This is a genomic window from Neolewinella litorea (genome assembly GCF_004803465.1).
Classification (GTDB): Bacteria; Bacteroidota; Bacteroidia; order Chitinophagales; family Saprospiraceae; genus Neolewinella; species Neolewinella litorea.
In genome coordinates this window covers 772,719-788,199 of record NZ_SRSF01000001.1, presented here as the reverse complement: position 1 = coordinate 788,199, position 15,481 = coordinate 772,719, and the positions used below count along the sequence as shown (strand labels likewise).

The window sequence follows — 15,481 nt, the reverse complement described above, 5'->3', positions numbered from 1 at the left end:
GCTCTTTTTACCCTTCGGGGTTTGATTTGGATTTTTTTACTTCCTGGTCAATTACTAGCCAGCGTCTCTCTCAAAAGAAAATTACATAGTCGGGCAAACGTATTTCGCCTGATTTCGTGACTGCTACCGTTGTCGGTGGCTGGCACTTATGTCGTACACTTTTAGTAGGGCCATGGCAGCATTGACTATAATCCTAGTCTTGCATGTCGAATTTTACAAAGCTTGTTCTCCTAATTACCCTAAACGCATTTTCGATCGGCCTTTTGGCCCAAACGAGCTGCGGCCAGGAAGAACCCTTCCTCCTTCCACCTACCAGCACCTTCTGTGCCGATAGCGTGGGTATGGTCACCGTAAATTTTAAAATTTACAACAACGGCGACCCCGGTACCTACCGCGTCAAATTCCCCGACGGCAGCGATACCCTATACACCGGCGTGGTAAACACCGTCGACGTTTCCAAGCGCTTTCTCTTCGACTGCGGCGCGCCTCCCGGCAAGCCCACTCCGCCGAGTGACGGCGCGCTGTACTTCGAGTACGCCGGCGCGCTTACCGTTGTACGCGAAGATTGCGTCGATGAGCGGGGAGACAACCAGAAGGGTACCTACGATTTCCGTGTCGTACCCAACCCCATCGTCAACATCAAGCACAGCAACCTCAAATGTATCGAGGAGCCCTTCAAGGTGAACTTCGAGGGAAAAATGTGCAGCGACAAACTGGTGGAATCCTACCAGTGGTACATCGACGGCGAGTTGATCGAGGGGGCAACCCAAAAGAAATTCAGCGGCTACGAGTTTGGTGAGCCCGGTACCTACGTCGTAAAATTGGAGGTTACGCCCTACAAAGGGTGCGATAAGTACTATTACGAAAAGACGATCGTCATTCAGCCGATGCCCCAGGTGGAGCTCTCCTATATGGTAGACACCACCCAGCTTTGTAACGAAACCATCCAGGTTTTCCCGAACAGTACCTATAAGTACGCCACCTCCTTCAAGTGGTCTTCCGATTCCGAAGACGTCTCCTTCTCGGATCCGAGCGCGCCAAACCCCGTCATCACCATCCAGAACAACCAGGCGGGCACCAAGACGATCACCGTTCTTGCCTCCAACCAAAACTGCTCCGCCAAACCGCAGACGATCGAGATCACCACTTCCCGCGGACAGCGCATCGCTGTACTGGAAGAAATAATCACCTGTACCGGATACGTACTGGACTTGTGTTCCTACCTGGAGTTCACGCCTACCCCCGACAATATCCGGTGGTCGGCCAACGTGCCCAACGTAAGCTTCAGCGATTCCACGGCCCTTTGCCCCCTGGTGACCTTCCAGGACGTAGGTGAAGTGGTCCTTACCGCCTCCGGCACCGATGCATGTGGTGAATCTTTCGCCATCCCGGTCGACGTCCGCGTCCGCGACGGAGCCCGCCTCGAGATCGATATATCGAGCATCGATACCCTATGTACCACCGAGGCACCCATCGCCTTGCTCGATTACATCCAACCTTCCTTCAAGGTCAGCCGAATCACCGGACCGGGCGTAGTTGACAATATCTTCGACCCTTCCGTGGTAGAAGGTAAAACCGAAGTTACCGTGGTCGACAGTTGCGGTGCGGTTTACCCACTCGAATTCCTCGTCATCCCCCAGGAGAAGTACAGCGGCATCCAGCCCGAGGTATGTGTGGGAGGAACCGTGGACCTGGCCGCCCTGCAAGCGGGTAATTACAGCGGTACCGGGGTCACCAACAACGTCTTCGAATCCGCCGGACTGGCCATTGGTACCTATGAGATCACCTACACCAGCCTCAGTTACTGCGGTGGGGAAGATACGCTTTACATCAAGGTCCAGGAATATCCTACGGCCGCTTTTGAAATCGTTACCGACAGCTGCGGGGGCGGGGCCGCAGGTGCCATGTATGCAGGCCTGGAGTCGATCCTGATCGAGAACCGTTCTTCGGCTCAGACGCGCAGTTTCACGGTGCTCGAAACCGGGCAAACCGCCCAGAATCGTGAAAAAGCCAAGTTTACTTTCCTGGAACCGGGTGTGTACACCATCGAACAGGTGGTTGCATTCCCGGGTGGTGTGTGTACGGATACGATAACCCGCTCCATCGAAGTCCTCTTCCCTCCTACGGTCAACTTCTCCTACGTAATGGACAGTACCGTGTGTGATTCCCTCACCATTGACTTTTCCGCTGGCAATCAACCCCCGGGCGTTTCCTACCGCTGGGCGTTCAGCAGCACCGACCGCAGCGAAGAGGCCGCACCGCGGGTCCACCTGCTTCGGCCACTCGCACCGGAAGTACTAGGAGTAGACGTCAGCGTTATGAACAGCTGTTACACTACCGCCGATACCTTCGGTGTGGTCCTGCCACTACGTTTTCGGGTGTCCTTCGACGTCCTCAACGATAACAATACCGTTTGCTCGGACGATACGATCTTCCTGGCCAATACATCCGTCAATGCGGATAACTTCCGGGTATCTTACCCTGATGGACGCCAGGCTACTTTCCTGCCTTCCGAACTGGTGCTACGCAATGAAGAAAAGAAAGTCCTGAAGTACCCCATCACCCTACAAGGCTCGAACATCAGCTGTCCGGATGAGGAGGTGACCGATACCATCTACGTACTCCCCATTACTACCGATGCTGCTTTCAGCCTCGACTACGACAACATCTGCTCCTCCACGGAGGTAACCCTGACAAATGCCTCCACCCCGGGTGCCCTTACTTTCGTTCACTGGGGCGATAATTCTTCCCCCCAACTGATTGACGAACTGGAGTCTATCACGCACACCTACCGGGTTAAAGAGGATACCGAATACCAAATCAGCCTTTCGGCCCAGCTCTGTGGCATCGATACGTTCCGCAACGAGATCACGGTCCGGCCTTCCCCGGATCCATCCTTCGAAATCACCGCGGTTGATGCCAATTGCGAGGGTAAGGATATGGTCTTCTCTTCCACCGCGGAAACCGCACCGTTTGGACTGAACTGGGACTTCGGCGACGGACAGAACTCTCAGGAGAGAAACCCGGTCTATGCTTACGAACAAGCCGGTACCTATACGGTATACGCCGAAGCCGTTAGCGAAAATGGCTGCACGGCGGTCGACAGCTTCGATCTTTCCATCGGCACGTACGATGGGGCACCGATGTCTTTCAGCCTGCCTTCCACGACCTGTATGGATTCCCCCTTCGAACTGGAATTGAGTGCGCCGCTCACCGGATGGACAATTGACTACGGAAACGGAATGATTGCAGAGACCCCCATTGAGCGTCCTTACTTTGACGAGGGGACTTACGTGATGAAACTTACGGCTACCTCAGCCAACGGCTGTCAGATCGACAGCACCACCACCGTGAAGGTATTTCCCTCCTTCGATGCTACGATCCGCACGGCCAACCGCGACACCCTGGTAGAACTGGGCGACGAACTGGATCTACGTGTGCAGGTCTATCCCCCCCGGAATATCACTAAGGTGCAGTGGTATGGCGACAGCATCCAGAATGCTTCCTCACCCTATACTACGGCCCTGCCACTGGATGATGGATTCTATACTATCAACCTAACGGATGAGCACGGTTGCACGGCCAGCGATTCATTGCGTGTGAGCGTGCGCAAGAACTACGAGGACCGCATCTACGCCCCGAATGCCTTCAGCCCCAACGGTGATGGGTACAATGAAACCTTCGGCCTCGAAGTAAAGAGCAATACCGTCCGCTCCATCCGCGCGCTGCGCGTGATGTCACGCTACGGAGCGCTTGTATATGAATGTACGGACTGCAACACCGGGACCGTGGGTACCGGTTGGGACGGAACATTGGGCGGCAAGCCCCTACAGAGCAGCGTCTATCTCTGGGCAGCGGAAGTCGAATTTGTCGACGGAAGCAGTCAGATTTTTACTGGCGATATAGCGCTATTGCGCTAGATCCAGGGCCACAGAGTAGGTCTATCCCTGTTGAAAGGCTCGTCGGTTGGTTCCGGCGGGCCTTTATTTTATTTCACCCACCGTTGACCAGTATATCTCAGCATCCGAGATGCAGGACCATTCCACGGTCTCACCCGCCGGAATGAATATGGTACGGTGCTCCTCGTTCAGACGGTACTGTCCCGATTCCAAGATCCCAGATAGCAACAACAGAATTCCTGGTGCTTTCCTGGCGTCCACGGTGATCGGATATCCTGTCGGCACCTTGGCCACCGAAAGGGAAAAATCCGGAGCCGGGGTAGGGTACTCCCGCCATGGGTTGTCAGCGGGTACCGGCAGGAGGAGCTCCGGATCGACAGACTCGAAAGTGGTATGCCGCAGCAGTTCTTCCACGTCGATGTGCTTGGGGGTCAGCCCGCCGCGCAAGACGTTATCGCTGTTGGCCATTAATTCAATACAGCAGCCTTCGAGGTAAGCGTGGGGGATACCCGCCGCCTGAAAAATACCCTGGCCCGGCGTCAGTTTAACGAGATTGAACCAGAAGATGGAGAACATGCCGCGGTCGTGGTGACCATCTTGGGTATACTGTTCGACAGCACGCTTAGCCCAGAAGCGGGGTTGGTCGCGGTCGTACGTACCGTCGCTTACCTCCTCAACCAAAGGGGACAGCAGGGCGTCGATCTCATTTTGATCGGCCGCCATCACGCGCTCATAGAGTCCGTCGATTCCTCGTTTATCAAGAGTAGGCCGTAGTGTTTGCCAGCCCGGAACATCGGCCAGTGTGGTGCGGATGGCTTCCAGTGGGCGGAAGCCGTGAAGCAGGTAAAAATCGGTAAGGGCCACACCTAGTTCGGGCTTATGGTTGTCGTCGCGGTAATTTCGGTCGGGTGCGTCGCGCGCGGGACCGTCCCTTTCCTCGGCCGCAAACCCTTTTTCCGCGGCAGCTTTTGTGGGGTGGACCTGTATGGATAACATTTCCCGAACGTCGAGAATCTTGAACAGAAAGGGTAGTCGACTGTCGAACCGTCCGGCTACCGCCGCACCCAGCATGGCACGCGGATTGGCCGCGATCAGATCGGCCAGGGTGCGATCGTCGTCCCGCAAATTCCCGGGTCCTTTTTCGTGGGCACCCATCCAGAGCTCTGCCCATGGTTCATGTTGCGGGTTTTCACGTTGCAGGAGGCGGGGCAGGTATTCGTAGCCTCCCCAGGCATAATGCTGAATGATTCCGTCGAAGGGATAGAGTTGAGACACGGTTTGATATATTTTGACGCAATGATACTTCCTTTGCAACGAGCCGGCGGGCTCTGATTCGGTCAGCGGCCTGCTTTTGCGTACTCCCGCCGGTAGATGAGTGTGGTACAAGCCGCCACCACCGTGCCGAGTTTCGAGCCGGCGGAAGGGTCAGCTGACTGCGCGTAGGGCGCATACTGTATTAGGTCAAAATACCTACCTTGCGCCACTTTCCGTAAAACCGCAGTACATGCCCTATCTATTTACTTCCGAGTCCGTATCCGAAGGCCATCCCGACAAGGTTGCCGATCAGATCAGCGACAACCTCGTAGACCACTTTCTCGCCTTCGACCCCAACTCAAAAGTGGCCTGTGAAACCTTGGTGACCACCGGCCAGGTGGTACTCGCCGGTGAAGTAAAATCCGATACCTACCTCGACGTTCAGACCCTGGCGCGCGACGTGATCCGCAAAATCGGGTACACGAAGTCGGAATATATGTTTGAAGCCCACAGCTGCGGGGTGTTGAGTGCCATCCACGAGCAGTCGCCCGACATCAACCAGGGCGTTGAACGGCAGTCCGCCGAAGAGCAGGGCGCCGGAGACCAAGGAATGATGTTCGGCTACGCCACCAACGAAACGGAAAATTACATGCCATTGGCCCTCGACCTGAGCCACCGGATCCTGAAGGAACTGGCCGCCGTGCGCCGGGCGGGAGAAAGAATGACTTACCTGCGTCCGGATGCGAAGTCGCAGGTCACTATCGAATACGACGACAATCACCGTCCGGTGCGCATCGATTCGATTGTGGTATCCACGCAACATGATGACTTCGGAGACGACGAGATGATGCTGGCCACCATCCGGCAGGACGTTATTGATTATATCATCCCGGCCGTACGGGAGCAGGTGAAGCCCGAATTACAGGGACTCTTTACCGATACCATTACCTATCACGTCAACCCCACCGGCAAATTCGTGATCGGCGGCCCTCACGGTGATACCGGCCTCACCGGCCGCAAGATCATCGTCGATACCTACGGCGGCAAGGGTGCCCACGGCGGTGGTGCCTTCAGCGGAAAGGATCCCAGCAAGGTAGACCGCTCCGCAGCCTACGCGACCCGCCACATCGCCAAAAACCTGGTAGCGGCAGGCGTAGCCGACGAAATTCTGGTCCAGGTGAGTTACGCTATCGGGGTGGCCAAACCGACCAACATCTACGTCAACACCAATGGTAGCGCCAAGGTGGATATGACCGATTCGGAAATTGCCCAGCAGGTAAGTTCCTTGTTTGATATGCGTCCTTACGCCATTGAACAGCGTCTGAAACTGCGCAATCCGATCTACCTCGATACGGCCGCTTACGGTCACATGGGTCGCCAGAGTGAAGTCAAGGAGATCACCTTCCGCAACGGGTCGGGTGAGAGCAAAACCCTCACGGTGGAAACCTTCACCTGGGAAAAACTCGATTACGTCGACCGCGTCAAGTCCGCTTTCGGCCTGTCGTAAGCTATTCGGGGCTCTGCCGCTTTTTGAGGGCAGCGGCCACGAACGATACGAACAGGGGGTGCGGACGCTCCACGGTACTCTTTAACTCCGGGTGGTACTGTACACCGACGAAGTAGGGATGGTCAGCGATCTCGATCACCTCTACCAGTTGGGTCTTCGGGTTAACGCCCGCGATCGTCAGGCCGGCGTCGGTGAGCTGCTGCAAGTACTTATTGTTGAACTCGTAACGGTGCCGGTGGCGCTCGCTGATTTCAGTGGTGCCGTAGGCGCGGGCCGCTAGCGACCCCTCCTTCAGCCGGCAATCGTAGGCACCGAGGCGCATGGTTCCTCCTTTGGTGGAGATGTCCTTTTGATCCTCCATGATGTCGATGACGGGTGAATCGGACAACTCGTCAACTTCCGAGCTCCCCGCTCCGGCGATCCCGGCCACGTTGCGGCTGAATTCCACAACGGCGCATTGCATCCCCAGGCAAATGCCGAAGAAGGGAATGCCGTTCTCACGTACATACCGCACGGCCTCGATCTTGCCTTCGATACCGCGCTCACCGAATCCGGGAGCGACCAGGATTCCGTCAAAGCGTTCCAGGAAACTTCCCACGTCCCGCGATTCCCCTTCCAACTGTTCGGAATGGATCGGCACAACCTTCACCCGGCACTCGTTCATGGCTCCGGCGTGGATGAAGGCCTCATAGATGGACTTGTAGGCGTCCTGTAATTCGTTGTATTTACCCACCAGACCGATGGTCACTTCGTGGGTGCTGTTCTTCAGTTTGCCGAGAAAGTCTTTCCAGCGAGTCAGGTCCGGTGCCCTACGGTCGGGCAGCCGCAGCTTGCTTACGACCGTCGCGTCCAGACCCTCCTTGAGCATGTGGAGGGGTACGTCGTAGATGGTGGAGGCGTCGAGGGCTTCGACGATACAGCTCTTTTCCACGTTGCAGAACAGGGCCAGTTTGCGGCGGATGGAGTCGTCGATCTCGTGCTCGGTACGGACCACCAGGATATCGGGTTGGATACCTGTCTGCAGCAACTCCTTGACACTGTGCTGGGTCGGCTTGGTTTTGAGTTCCTTGGCGGCGGCGAGGTAAGGGATGAGGGTCAGGTGAACGGTGATGCAATTGTCCACGCCCAGTTCCCAGCGTAACTGCCGGAGGCTTTCCAAATAGGGTAGGCTTTCGATGTCGCCGACGGTGCCGCCAAGTTCGGTGATTACGATGTCGTATTCACCCGTATTGCCGAGGAGCTGGATACGCCGCTTGATCTCATCCGTGACGTGGGGAATGACCTGCACCGTCTTGCCGAGGTAATCGCCACGCCGCTCCTTCTCGATCACGCTTTGGTAGATCCGTCCGGTGGTCACGTTGTTGGCCTGGCTGGTCGGGGTGTTAAGAAATCGCTCGTAATGACCCAGGTCGAGGTCCGTTTCAGCCCCGTCGTCGGTCACGTAGCACTCACCGTGCTCGTAGGGATTGAGGGTGCCGGGGTCGACATTTAGGTAGGGGTCGAACTTCTGGATGGTGACCGAGAGCCCGCGCGCCTGTAGGAGCTTGGCCAGCGAAGCGGCAATGATGCCTTTACCGAGGGACGAAGTCACCCCGCCCGTAACAAAAATATACTTGGTCATATTCTGCGATTACGGGACACAAAGGTACACAACGGGGGGCAACCAGGGTGGCCCGTGAATTAATTCTGAATAAGTCGGGGGTAAGGCCAACAATCAATGTTAACTGTGTGTAAATTAATGGTTAACTTTAGCTGGACAAACCACCACCCCCGTGCAAGCACGCCCTTTCATCACCTCCTGCTTTACCTGCCTACTGGCGGTAGTGGGTTTGCTGTGGGCTATGTCCTTGACCGGGCAACGCAGCGTTAACCTTTTGGGCGGGGTGGGGGAGCGATCGGTCAACGCAGCGACGAATCCCCGCGCCACCGCGGCCAGCGAGGCGTTTATCCTGGATCGGAATCTTATTTTTTTCGAAGCCTCCGTAAACGGCACGCCGGGAAGTTTTATCCTGGATACCGGTGTCCCCAGTCTTGTAGTCAACAACCGGGGGGAAGGTGACAGCGACAGTCGCTTCACCGGATTCGGCTCTGGTGGACAGGTCTCGCTGTCGGATCACCGGGTGGACCACTTTGAAATGCTCGACCGCTCGGTCGACAACTACTGGGCTATCGGCCTGGACCTGCGCGACATGGAAGCCCGGACCGGCAAGCGCATCGATGGATTCGTGGGTTACGACCTGCTGAATGACGGAGAACTGCGCATCGATTACGACCGTCAGACCTTCCAGTTGCTGGCCTCCGAGCGGCGCCCCAAGCATATGGGTAAATCGCCCCATACCGAACTGCGGTTTGCCCTGGTGGACCACCTGCCCATAGTGGAGTTAAAAATTGACGGTAAGCGCTACCGCTTCGCCATCGATACCGGGGCGGGGCTGAACCTGCTCGCCGAATGGGCGGCAGAAAAGTTGCCGGCGGAACGGGCCGGTAGTTCGGTTAACGTACAGGGATTAGATGGCCGAGAGGTGGATTGTCCTGCCCTCAGCATCACCCTGCCGGAATATTTCCCGGGTGACGAGCCGCTGCAATTGGTCACTACCGACCTTACTCACCTGCAGGAGCCGGGTGCCCCGCCACTGGCCGGGATCCTGGGCTCTTCCTTCCTTAGTCGCTACACCGTGGGTATTGATTACCGTCGGCGGAAGATCTACCTCTGGTAATACCACCTTGCCCGGTGCCGGGTCATTCGCAACATTGTGGTTCCCGCACGCGCTAGCCCCGGCGATTGCCCAACATGGCACCCGCGCACCCGCCCAATACACTACCTTTGCGCCCTCACTAAGTATTAGCCCCGATGAAATTTGATGTACAGGCCATTGACCGCAAGTGGCAGAAGTACTGGCAGGAGCAAAAGACCTACCGGACGAGCAACGATACGGACCGCCCGAAGTACTACGTACTGGACATGTTTCCCTACCCCTCGGGGTCCGGCCTGCACGTAGGTCACCCCCTTGGCTACATCGGATCGGACATCGTGGCCAGGCACAAGCGGCAGGCGGGGTACAATGTACTCCACCCCATGGGTTTTGACGCTTTTGGACTGCCCGCCGAGCAATACGCGATCGATACGGGGGTCCATCCTTCCGAATCCACAGCCCTGAACACCGCGCGCTACCGGGAACAGATGGAGCGGCTGGGCCTCAGTTTCGACTGGGACCGCAGCGTAAACACATCGGACCCTGACTATTTTAAATGGACGCAGTGGATCATCGGGCGGGTATTCGAGCATTGGTACGACTGTAAGGAAGACCGCGCACGGCCAATCCAGGAGTTGATCGACCATCTGGCGGCTCACGGAACCGAAGGACTGGAAGCGGCCGAAACCGAAGCCCTGGAGCTGACGGCCGATGCATTCAATGCCTTGAGCGACAAGGAGCGCAGCGACCTGTTGATGAACTACCGACTGGCTTTCCGCAGCGTGAGCTACGTAAACTGGTGCGAGGCACTGGGCACGGTACTGGCGAACGACGAGGTGAAGGACGGACGGAGCGAACGGGGCAACCACCCCGTCGAGCAGCGCCCGATGCTGCAGTGGAGCCTGCGGATCACCGCCTACGCCGAGCGCCTGCTTGCCGGACTCGAGGAGGTCGACTACAGCGAGGGACTGAAAGCCCAGCAGGTGAACTGGATCGGTAAATCCACCGGCGCGCTGGTGCATTTCGACATTGAGGGCCACGACGAAAAACTGAACATCTTTACTACCCGTCCGGATACCATCTACGGCACCACCTTTATGGTGATCGCTCCCGAACACGAACTTGTGGACCGCCTGACCACGGCCGAACAGCGCACCGAGATAGATGAATACCTCGACTACGTAGGCCGCCGCAGTGAACTGGACCGGGTAAGTGAAAACCGGGTGACCGGTGCCTTCACCGGTGCCTACGCCATTCACCCGCTGAACGGGGAGCGGGTGCCGATCTACATCGCGGAATACGTACTGCGGGATTACGGTACGGGCGCAATCATGGCGGTGCCCAGCGACGATGATCGCGACAAGCGGTTTGCCGAAAAATTCGGGATCAAGATCATTGACGTGGTCGATAAGTCCGACTACCCGGGAGCAACCCTGAAAGATAAAGTCGGGCGCATCATCAATTCCGATTTCATGAACGGGATGGAAGTGCCGGAAGCCATAGAGGCTGCCACCGAGCGCATTGAATCCCTGGGCCGGGGCAAGCGGCAGGTCAATTACCGCATCCGCGACCTCGTCTTTAGTCGCCAACGCTACTGGGGAGAACCCTGGCCCATCATCTACGACGAAAACGACGTACCCCACCTGGTGCCGCTGGACGAACTGCCGGTGACCCTGCCGGAGATGGAAGACTTCCGCGCCGTGAGCGGTGCCTCGCCGCTGGAGCGGGCCAAAGAATGGGTAGCCACCCCGAAGGGGCGTCGGGAAACCGACACCATGCCCGCCACCGCCGGCTCGAACTGGTACTACCTGCGGTACATGGATCCGCGTAACGAAGAAGCGTTCGTGGGCCAGGAAGCGGTCAATTACTGGCGCGACGTCGACCTGTACGTGGGCGGAGCGGAGCATGCGGTGAGCCATATCCTCTACAGCCGCCTCATCCATAAGTTTTTGTTCGACATCGGCCAGGTGCCAACCAGGGAGCCGTACAAGAAACTGCTCAACCAGGGCATGATCGGCGGTCCCATCAGCTACATCCACCTGGGCATATTGCTGACGGACGACGGACAGCGCCACCCCGTGTGGGTAAGCAGCGACGTTGCCGAAGGAACTCCCCTGACCGTGGAAGGCGTGGGCAGTGGATATCTCGTGCTCGATGAAAGTACGGGTACGCGACTGACCCCCCTGCGCTTCGTGACGGAAACCTCCGTCAACAACGAGAGCAGTTACCGACTGTATCGGTCTTCGGTGGACGAAGCCCAGCGGCTGGAGCACCAGGATGCTTCCTATTTCCGGACGATACTTCAGCAGGCTTCGGCTTTTGCCTGGGTCACCGACCGCGAAGGACGTCAGTACCTGGAACTCAGCGTGGAGCAGGGCAAGATGTCGAAGCGTAAATACAATGCCGTGAACCCGGATGACATCTGTGAGCGGTACGGCGCGGACTGCTTCCGGATGTACGAGATGTTTCTCGGTCCAATCGATCAGGCCAAGCCCTGGAGCGTGTCCGGCATCGACGGGGTATACCGTTTCCTGCGTCGGTTCTGGAACCTGTTCGTGGGTGAGGGCGACCGGCTCAACGTAAGCGACGAAAGTGGCACGAAGGATGAGATGAAGGTATTGCATACCCTGATCCGGAAAGTCACGGAGGACATTGACAAGTTGAGTTTCAATACCTGCGTCAGTGCCTTCATGGTAGCGACCAACGAACTGACCAAATCGGGATGCCGCAAGCGGGAAGTCCTGGAGCCTATGGTACGCCTAATTGCCCCCTTCGCCCCGCACCTTTCCGAAGAACTCTTCGCGGCCCTGGGCGGAAGCGGTAGTGTACACCATGCCGTCTGGCCGGATTGGGAAGAACGCTACCTCGTGGAGGAGAGCATCACTTACCCCATCGCCTTTAACGGCAAAACCCGTTTGACGCTTGAGCTACCCGCCGCGGCGAGCCGGCAGGAGATCGAACAGGCGGTGCGTGCCGACGAACAAGTACAGGGCCACCTGTCGGGCAAATCGGTGCGTAAGGTGATCGTAGTGCCGAAACGGATGGTCAATTTCGTTGTCGGCTAGCCATAACCGGCGATGTACTATTTTCGCTTTAGTGAATACCTTTGAAGAAAGCGACTTACAAATCACCTTCCCGGAATCGTGGTTGGTCCGCAAGTACGATGAAACCACCGCTTACCACAGCGTCAGCGGCCACGGGCTGAAAGGCGTGGACTTTCTTTGCCTGGCGCCGGACGGCCGGCTCTGGTTGGTGGAGGTAAAGAATTATCGCCGGCGGGAGGAGCGCCACAAAACGCACCGCAGAAATCCCGAGGCCCTCGCCGAACACGTAGGACGCAAGTTCGTAGATACCAAACGACTTATCCGGGTCGTCAACAGGGCCATGCGCCGCAACTGGTGGATCGGCCTTCAGCTGCTCTGGTACGACCTCCGAAAGATCGACCGCCCGCGCTCGCACTATTGGTTCTGGGCGGAAGCCGAACGGCGGCTGGCCAATCCGCGCAAACTCGTATGTCTGCTGTGGTTGGAAACCCCCGAATTGAATCCGGACTACGAAGCGGCGACCGCCGAGGCGCTGGAAGAATGGTTGGAGCCGGGCAATGAACTTAAACTCGCCGAAACCCAGCGACCCGCGGGCGTTCCGGTTACGGTAATCCGCAAGCAAAACTGACTATGGCTGCAGCCTACGAACTGGACGATCTGGACCGGAAGATTCTGGCCCTCCTGATGGAAAATGCCAAACGGCCCTACACGGAACTGGGGGCCAAACTATTCGTTTCCGGCGGCACCATTCACGTACGGATGAACAAGCTCATCGCCGCCGGCGTGGTGAAGGGCCAGACTCTGGTGGTCGATCACACCAAGCTGGGCTACGACGTATCCGCCTTTTTAGGTATATACCTGAAAGGCAGTGGATTGTACAACCAGGCCGCCGAATACCTCAAGGGTATCCAGGAGATCGTTTCCGCCCACTACACTACGGGAGTGTACAGCATTTTCGCCCGCGTGGTGTGCCGGGATACGGACCATTTGCGTGACGTCCTGCAGCGGATCCAGGCCTTCGAGGGCATCCAGCGTACGGAAACCTTCATCTCCCTGGAGGAGACGATCGACCGGCCGATTCAGGTGGCCAGTCCCGAAGAACTGGCGGACCTTCGGTCTACAGACGATCCAGCAAAATCTGCCCGGCCAGGAAAGTGATGGCCTGTCCGGTTAGGCGCACTTTTTTGCCCCGCAACTCGCAGGTCATGCTTCCGCCCCGGGTGGAGAGTTGTCGGGCGGTAAGCTTCTTTTTATTCAATCGCTTGGCCCAAAGCGGCGTAAGGAGGGTGTGTGCCGATCCGGTGACCGGATCTTCGTTAATGCCGTAGGCGGGATAGAAACACCGACTGACGAAGTCCACTTTTTTTCCGGGGGCGGTGACGATCAATCCCCGCCGCTTCAGTCGGGCGATGACGTGGTAATTGGGGTCCAGACTTTCCAGTTGATCCTGATTTTTCAGCACGGCGACCAGATCGTCCTGCCCCTCGTATACTTCCACGGGCTTGAGACCGGCTAGTGCCCCGCGCAGCTTTTTCGAAGACCGGGTTTTTTTGGGTTTGTCTACCGGGAAGTCAAGTTGGTACGTACCGTCTTCATCCGTGGGGGATACGGTGATGTTGCCGGCTTCCCGCGTTTTGAACCTGAGTTTTTGCAGGTCGTTGCCCCCGGAGCGGTAGAGCACGTGCGCGGCCGCCAGGGTAGCGTGACCGCACAGCCGCACTTCGGTAGTGGGGGTGAACCAGCGGATGTCAAATTTACCCTTGCCACGGATCACCACGAAGGCGGTTTCGGACAGGTTGTTCTCCGTCGCAATCTGCTGCATAAGCTTGTCGGAAGGAAATTCCGGGACCGGCACCACGGCGGCGGGGTTGCCGCCGAAGAGGCGATTGGTAAAGGCGTCTACTTGGTAAAGGGGGAGATTATGCATGTAATAACGTTTATTGCGACTGATAAATGTGATGAAGTAAAAAACCGAGGGTTCAGGTGACTTCGTAAAGAATTGTGTGGTTTGCGCATATTTGCCATATGACCGCATCCGCGAAAATCCGGTTAACCCTACCCCTAACCAAATCTCAATCCAACTTCCACGTATGAATTCTTACAACCGCCCGAAACTGGACCACCTCTTCCTGCGCGACGGCACCGATTACCTCAAAATCCCTCTCAGCGACATCCAGTACATCGAGGCAGACGGAAACTACGCCCACATCCAGACCACCGACAAGCGTTTTGCCATCAAGCGGAGCCTGGCGGCGATCGCCGAAGAGCTGGACGGAGGCGACTTCGTCCGGGTAAGCCGGGGCCTGCTGGTGAATTTCACGCAGGTGAGCCGGATCAGTTTTGCCGAAGGTGTTCTCGAATTGAACAATCACCAACTGAAGCTGGGCAAGGCGTACCATTCCGACATCAAGGCCCGAATGCCCAGGCTATAGGAGCGGCTCCGGGCGTTCGGTCAATGAACGTAGTGGCGGCACGAGGGTTCTCTCTCCGTGCGATTCATCATCTACGACATTGAGGCTACCTGCTGGGAAGGCCGTCCCCCCGGAATGGTCCAGGAAACGATTGAAATCGGAGCCTTCGAGGTCAATGCTTACGGCGAGGTCGGTGCGGCTTTCAGCCGCCTGATCAAGCCCATCCTGCACCCTCAGCTCAGTCATTTCTGCCGGCAACTGACCAATATCGACCAATCCGACATCAACCGTTCCCGTGACTTTTCACGGGTGATTCAGGCTTTCCAGGACTGGATCGACGTCGATGGTGAGCCCTACGCCCTGGCGGCCTGGGGCAGTTTTGACGAACGACAGCTGCGCCAAGATTGTGACCTGCACCGCATGGACGATTACTGGCTTGATCCCCACATCAATCTCAAGGCACAGTACCGGGACATCCGCAGCCTGCCCAAAAAGCGTGGATTAGCCTCGGCCATACGCCACGAGGGGTTTGAGTGGACGGGCGAGCAGCATCGCGCCCTGGACGACGCGGAGAACACCGTCAAGATATTCTGCAAGCTGCTCGATATGTGGCGGTACTAAGACATACCCCCGCCCGCACGCTACGACGGCCCCCGACGGCACGCTATCTTCG

Annotated in this window: 11 protein-coding genes; 8 read left to right on the top strand and 3 right to left on the bottom strand. The window is 57.3% G+C overall.

Going from position 1 to position 15,481, the window contains the following annotated elements; genetic code table 11:
* Positions 1–263 precede the first annotated feature (263 nt).
* Entirely contained in the window at positions 264–3,920 is a 3,657-nt protein-coding gene (locus E4021_RS03325) for a PKD domain-containing protein (protein WP_168797448.1), read from the top strand.
* Between the two features lie 63 nt (positions 3,921–3,983).
* Here E4021_RS03325 and manA read toward each other — a convergent pair whose 3' ends face one another.
* Positions 3,984–5,174: a mannose-6-phosphate isomerase, class I gene (gene manA / locus E4021_RS03320; protein WP_168797447.1), complete on the bottom strand. Its 1,191-nt coding sequence runs from the start codon at positions 5,172–5,174 to the stop codon at positions 3,984–3,986.
* Between the two features lie 229 nt (positions 5,175–5,403).
* Between manA and metK the strand changes: the two genes are divergently transcribed.
* Complete coding sequence (metK, locus tag E4021_RS03315) at positions 5,404–6,660, top strand: methionine adenosyltransferase (RefSeq protein WP_136456481.1); 1,257 nt, start codon at positions 5,404–5,406, stop codon at positions 6,658–6,660.
* Position 6,661: 1 nt separating this feature from the next.
* On the opposite strand, the gene E4021_RS03310 is transcribed toward metK, so the two are convergent.
* The gene (locus E4021_RS03310; protein WP_136456480.1) at positions 6,662–8,281 is read right to left on the bottom strand and encodes a CTP synthase; all 1,620 of its coding nucleotides are present in this window, start codon (positions 8,279–8,281) and stop codon (positions 6,662–6,664) included.
* A 151-nt stretch (positions 8,282–8,432) separates the two neighbouring features.
* Here E4021_RS03310 and E4021_RS03305 point away from each other — a divergent pair, with 151 nt between their 5' ends.
* The 4 genes from E4021_RS03305 (at position 8,433) to E4021_RS03290 (ending at position 13,555) form a co-directional block, all read left to right on the top strand.
* Positions 8,433–9,377, top strand: coding sequence for a pepsin/retropepsin-like aspartic protease family protein (locus E4021_RS03305; RefSeq protein ID WP_136456479.1), 945 nt, complete (start codon positions 8,433–8,435; stop codon positions 9,375–9,377).
* A 134-nt stretch (positions 9,378–9,511) separates the two neighbouring features.
* Positions 9,512–12,418 (top strand): leucine--tRNA ligase, encoded by a 2,907-nt coding sequence (locus tag E4021_RS03300; RefSeq protein ID WP_136456478.1) that lies wholly within the window; start codon positions 9,512–9,514, stop codon positions 12,416–12,418.
* A 31-nt stretch (positions 12,419–12,449) separates the two neighbouring features.
* A complete protein-coding gene (locus E4021_RS03295) occupies positions 12,450–13,025 on the top strand; it encodes a hypothetical protein (RefSeq protein WP_136456477.1) in 576 nt (191 codons plus the stop codon).
* 2 nt (positions 13,026–13,027) lie between these two features.
* Positions 13,028–13,555 carry an Lrp/AsnC ligand binding domain-containing protein gene (locus E4021_RS03290; protein ID WP_136456476.1) on the top strand — a complete coding sequence of 176 codons (528 nt, stop codon included), beginning with the start codon at positions 13,028–13,030 and terminating at the stop codon, positions 13,553–13,555.
* Here E4021_RS03290 and E4021_RS03285 read toward each other — a convergent pair.
* A complete protein-coding gene (locus E4021_RS03285; protein WP_136456475.1) occupies positions 13,515–14,324 on the bottom strand; it encodes a PhzF family phenazine biosynthesis protein in 810 nt (269 codons plus the stop codon). The two genes, E4021_RS03290 and E4021_RS03285, sit on opposite strands and share 41 nt — an antisense overlap.
* Positions 14,325–14,487: 163 nt before the next feature.
* Here E4021_RS03285 and E4021_RS03280 point away from each other — a divergent pair, with 163 nt between their 5' ends.
* Both E4021_RS03280 and E4021_RS03275 read left to right on the top strand, forming a co-directional pair.
* Positions 14,488–14,829: a LytR/AlgR family response regulator transcription factor gene (locus E4021_RS03280; RefSeq protein WP_136456474.1), complete on the top strand. Its 342-nt coding sequence runs from the start codon at positions 14,488–14,490 to the stop codon at positions 14,827–14,829.
* A gap of 57 nt (positions 14,830–14,886) precedes the next feature.
* Positions 14,887–15,429 carry a 3'-5' exonuclease gene (locus E4021_RS03275; protein ID WP_136456473.1) on the top strand — a complete coding sequence of 181 codons (543 nt, stop codon included), beginning with the start codon at positions 14,887–14,889 and terminating at the stop codon, positions 15,427–15,429.
* The last annotated feature ends 52 nt before the right edge of the window (positions 15,430–15,481 follow it).

Coding starts and splice junctions, on each gene's coding strand:
- E4021_RS03310 (WP_136456480.1), bottom strand. CDS start 8,281: ATGACCAAGTATATTTTTGTTACGGGCGGGGTGACTTCGTCCCTCGGT.
- E4021_RS03300 (WP_136456478.1), top strand. CDS start 9,512: ATGAAATTTGATGTACAGGCCATTGACCGCAAGTGGCAGAAGTACTGG.
- E4021_RS03290 (WP_136456476.1), top strand. CDS start 13,028: ATGGCTGCAGCCTACGAACTGGACGATCTGGACCGGAAGATTCTGGCC.
- metK (WP_136456481.1), top strand. CDS start 5,404: ATGCCCTATCTATTTACTTCCGAGTCCGTATCCGAAGGCCATCCCGAC.
- E4021_RS03285 (WP_136456475.1), bottom strand. CDS start 14,324: ATGCATAATCTCCCCCTTTACCAAGTAGACGCCTTTACCAATCGCCTC.
- E4021_RS03280 (WP_136456474.1), top strand. CDS start 14,488: ATGAATTCTTACAACCGCCCGAAACTGGACCACCTCTTCCTGCGCGAC.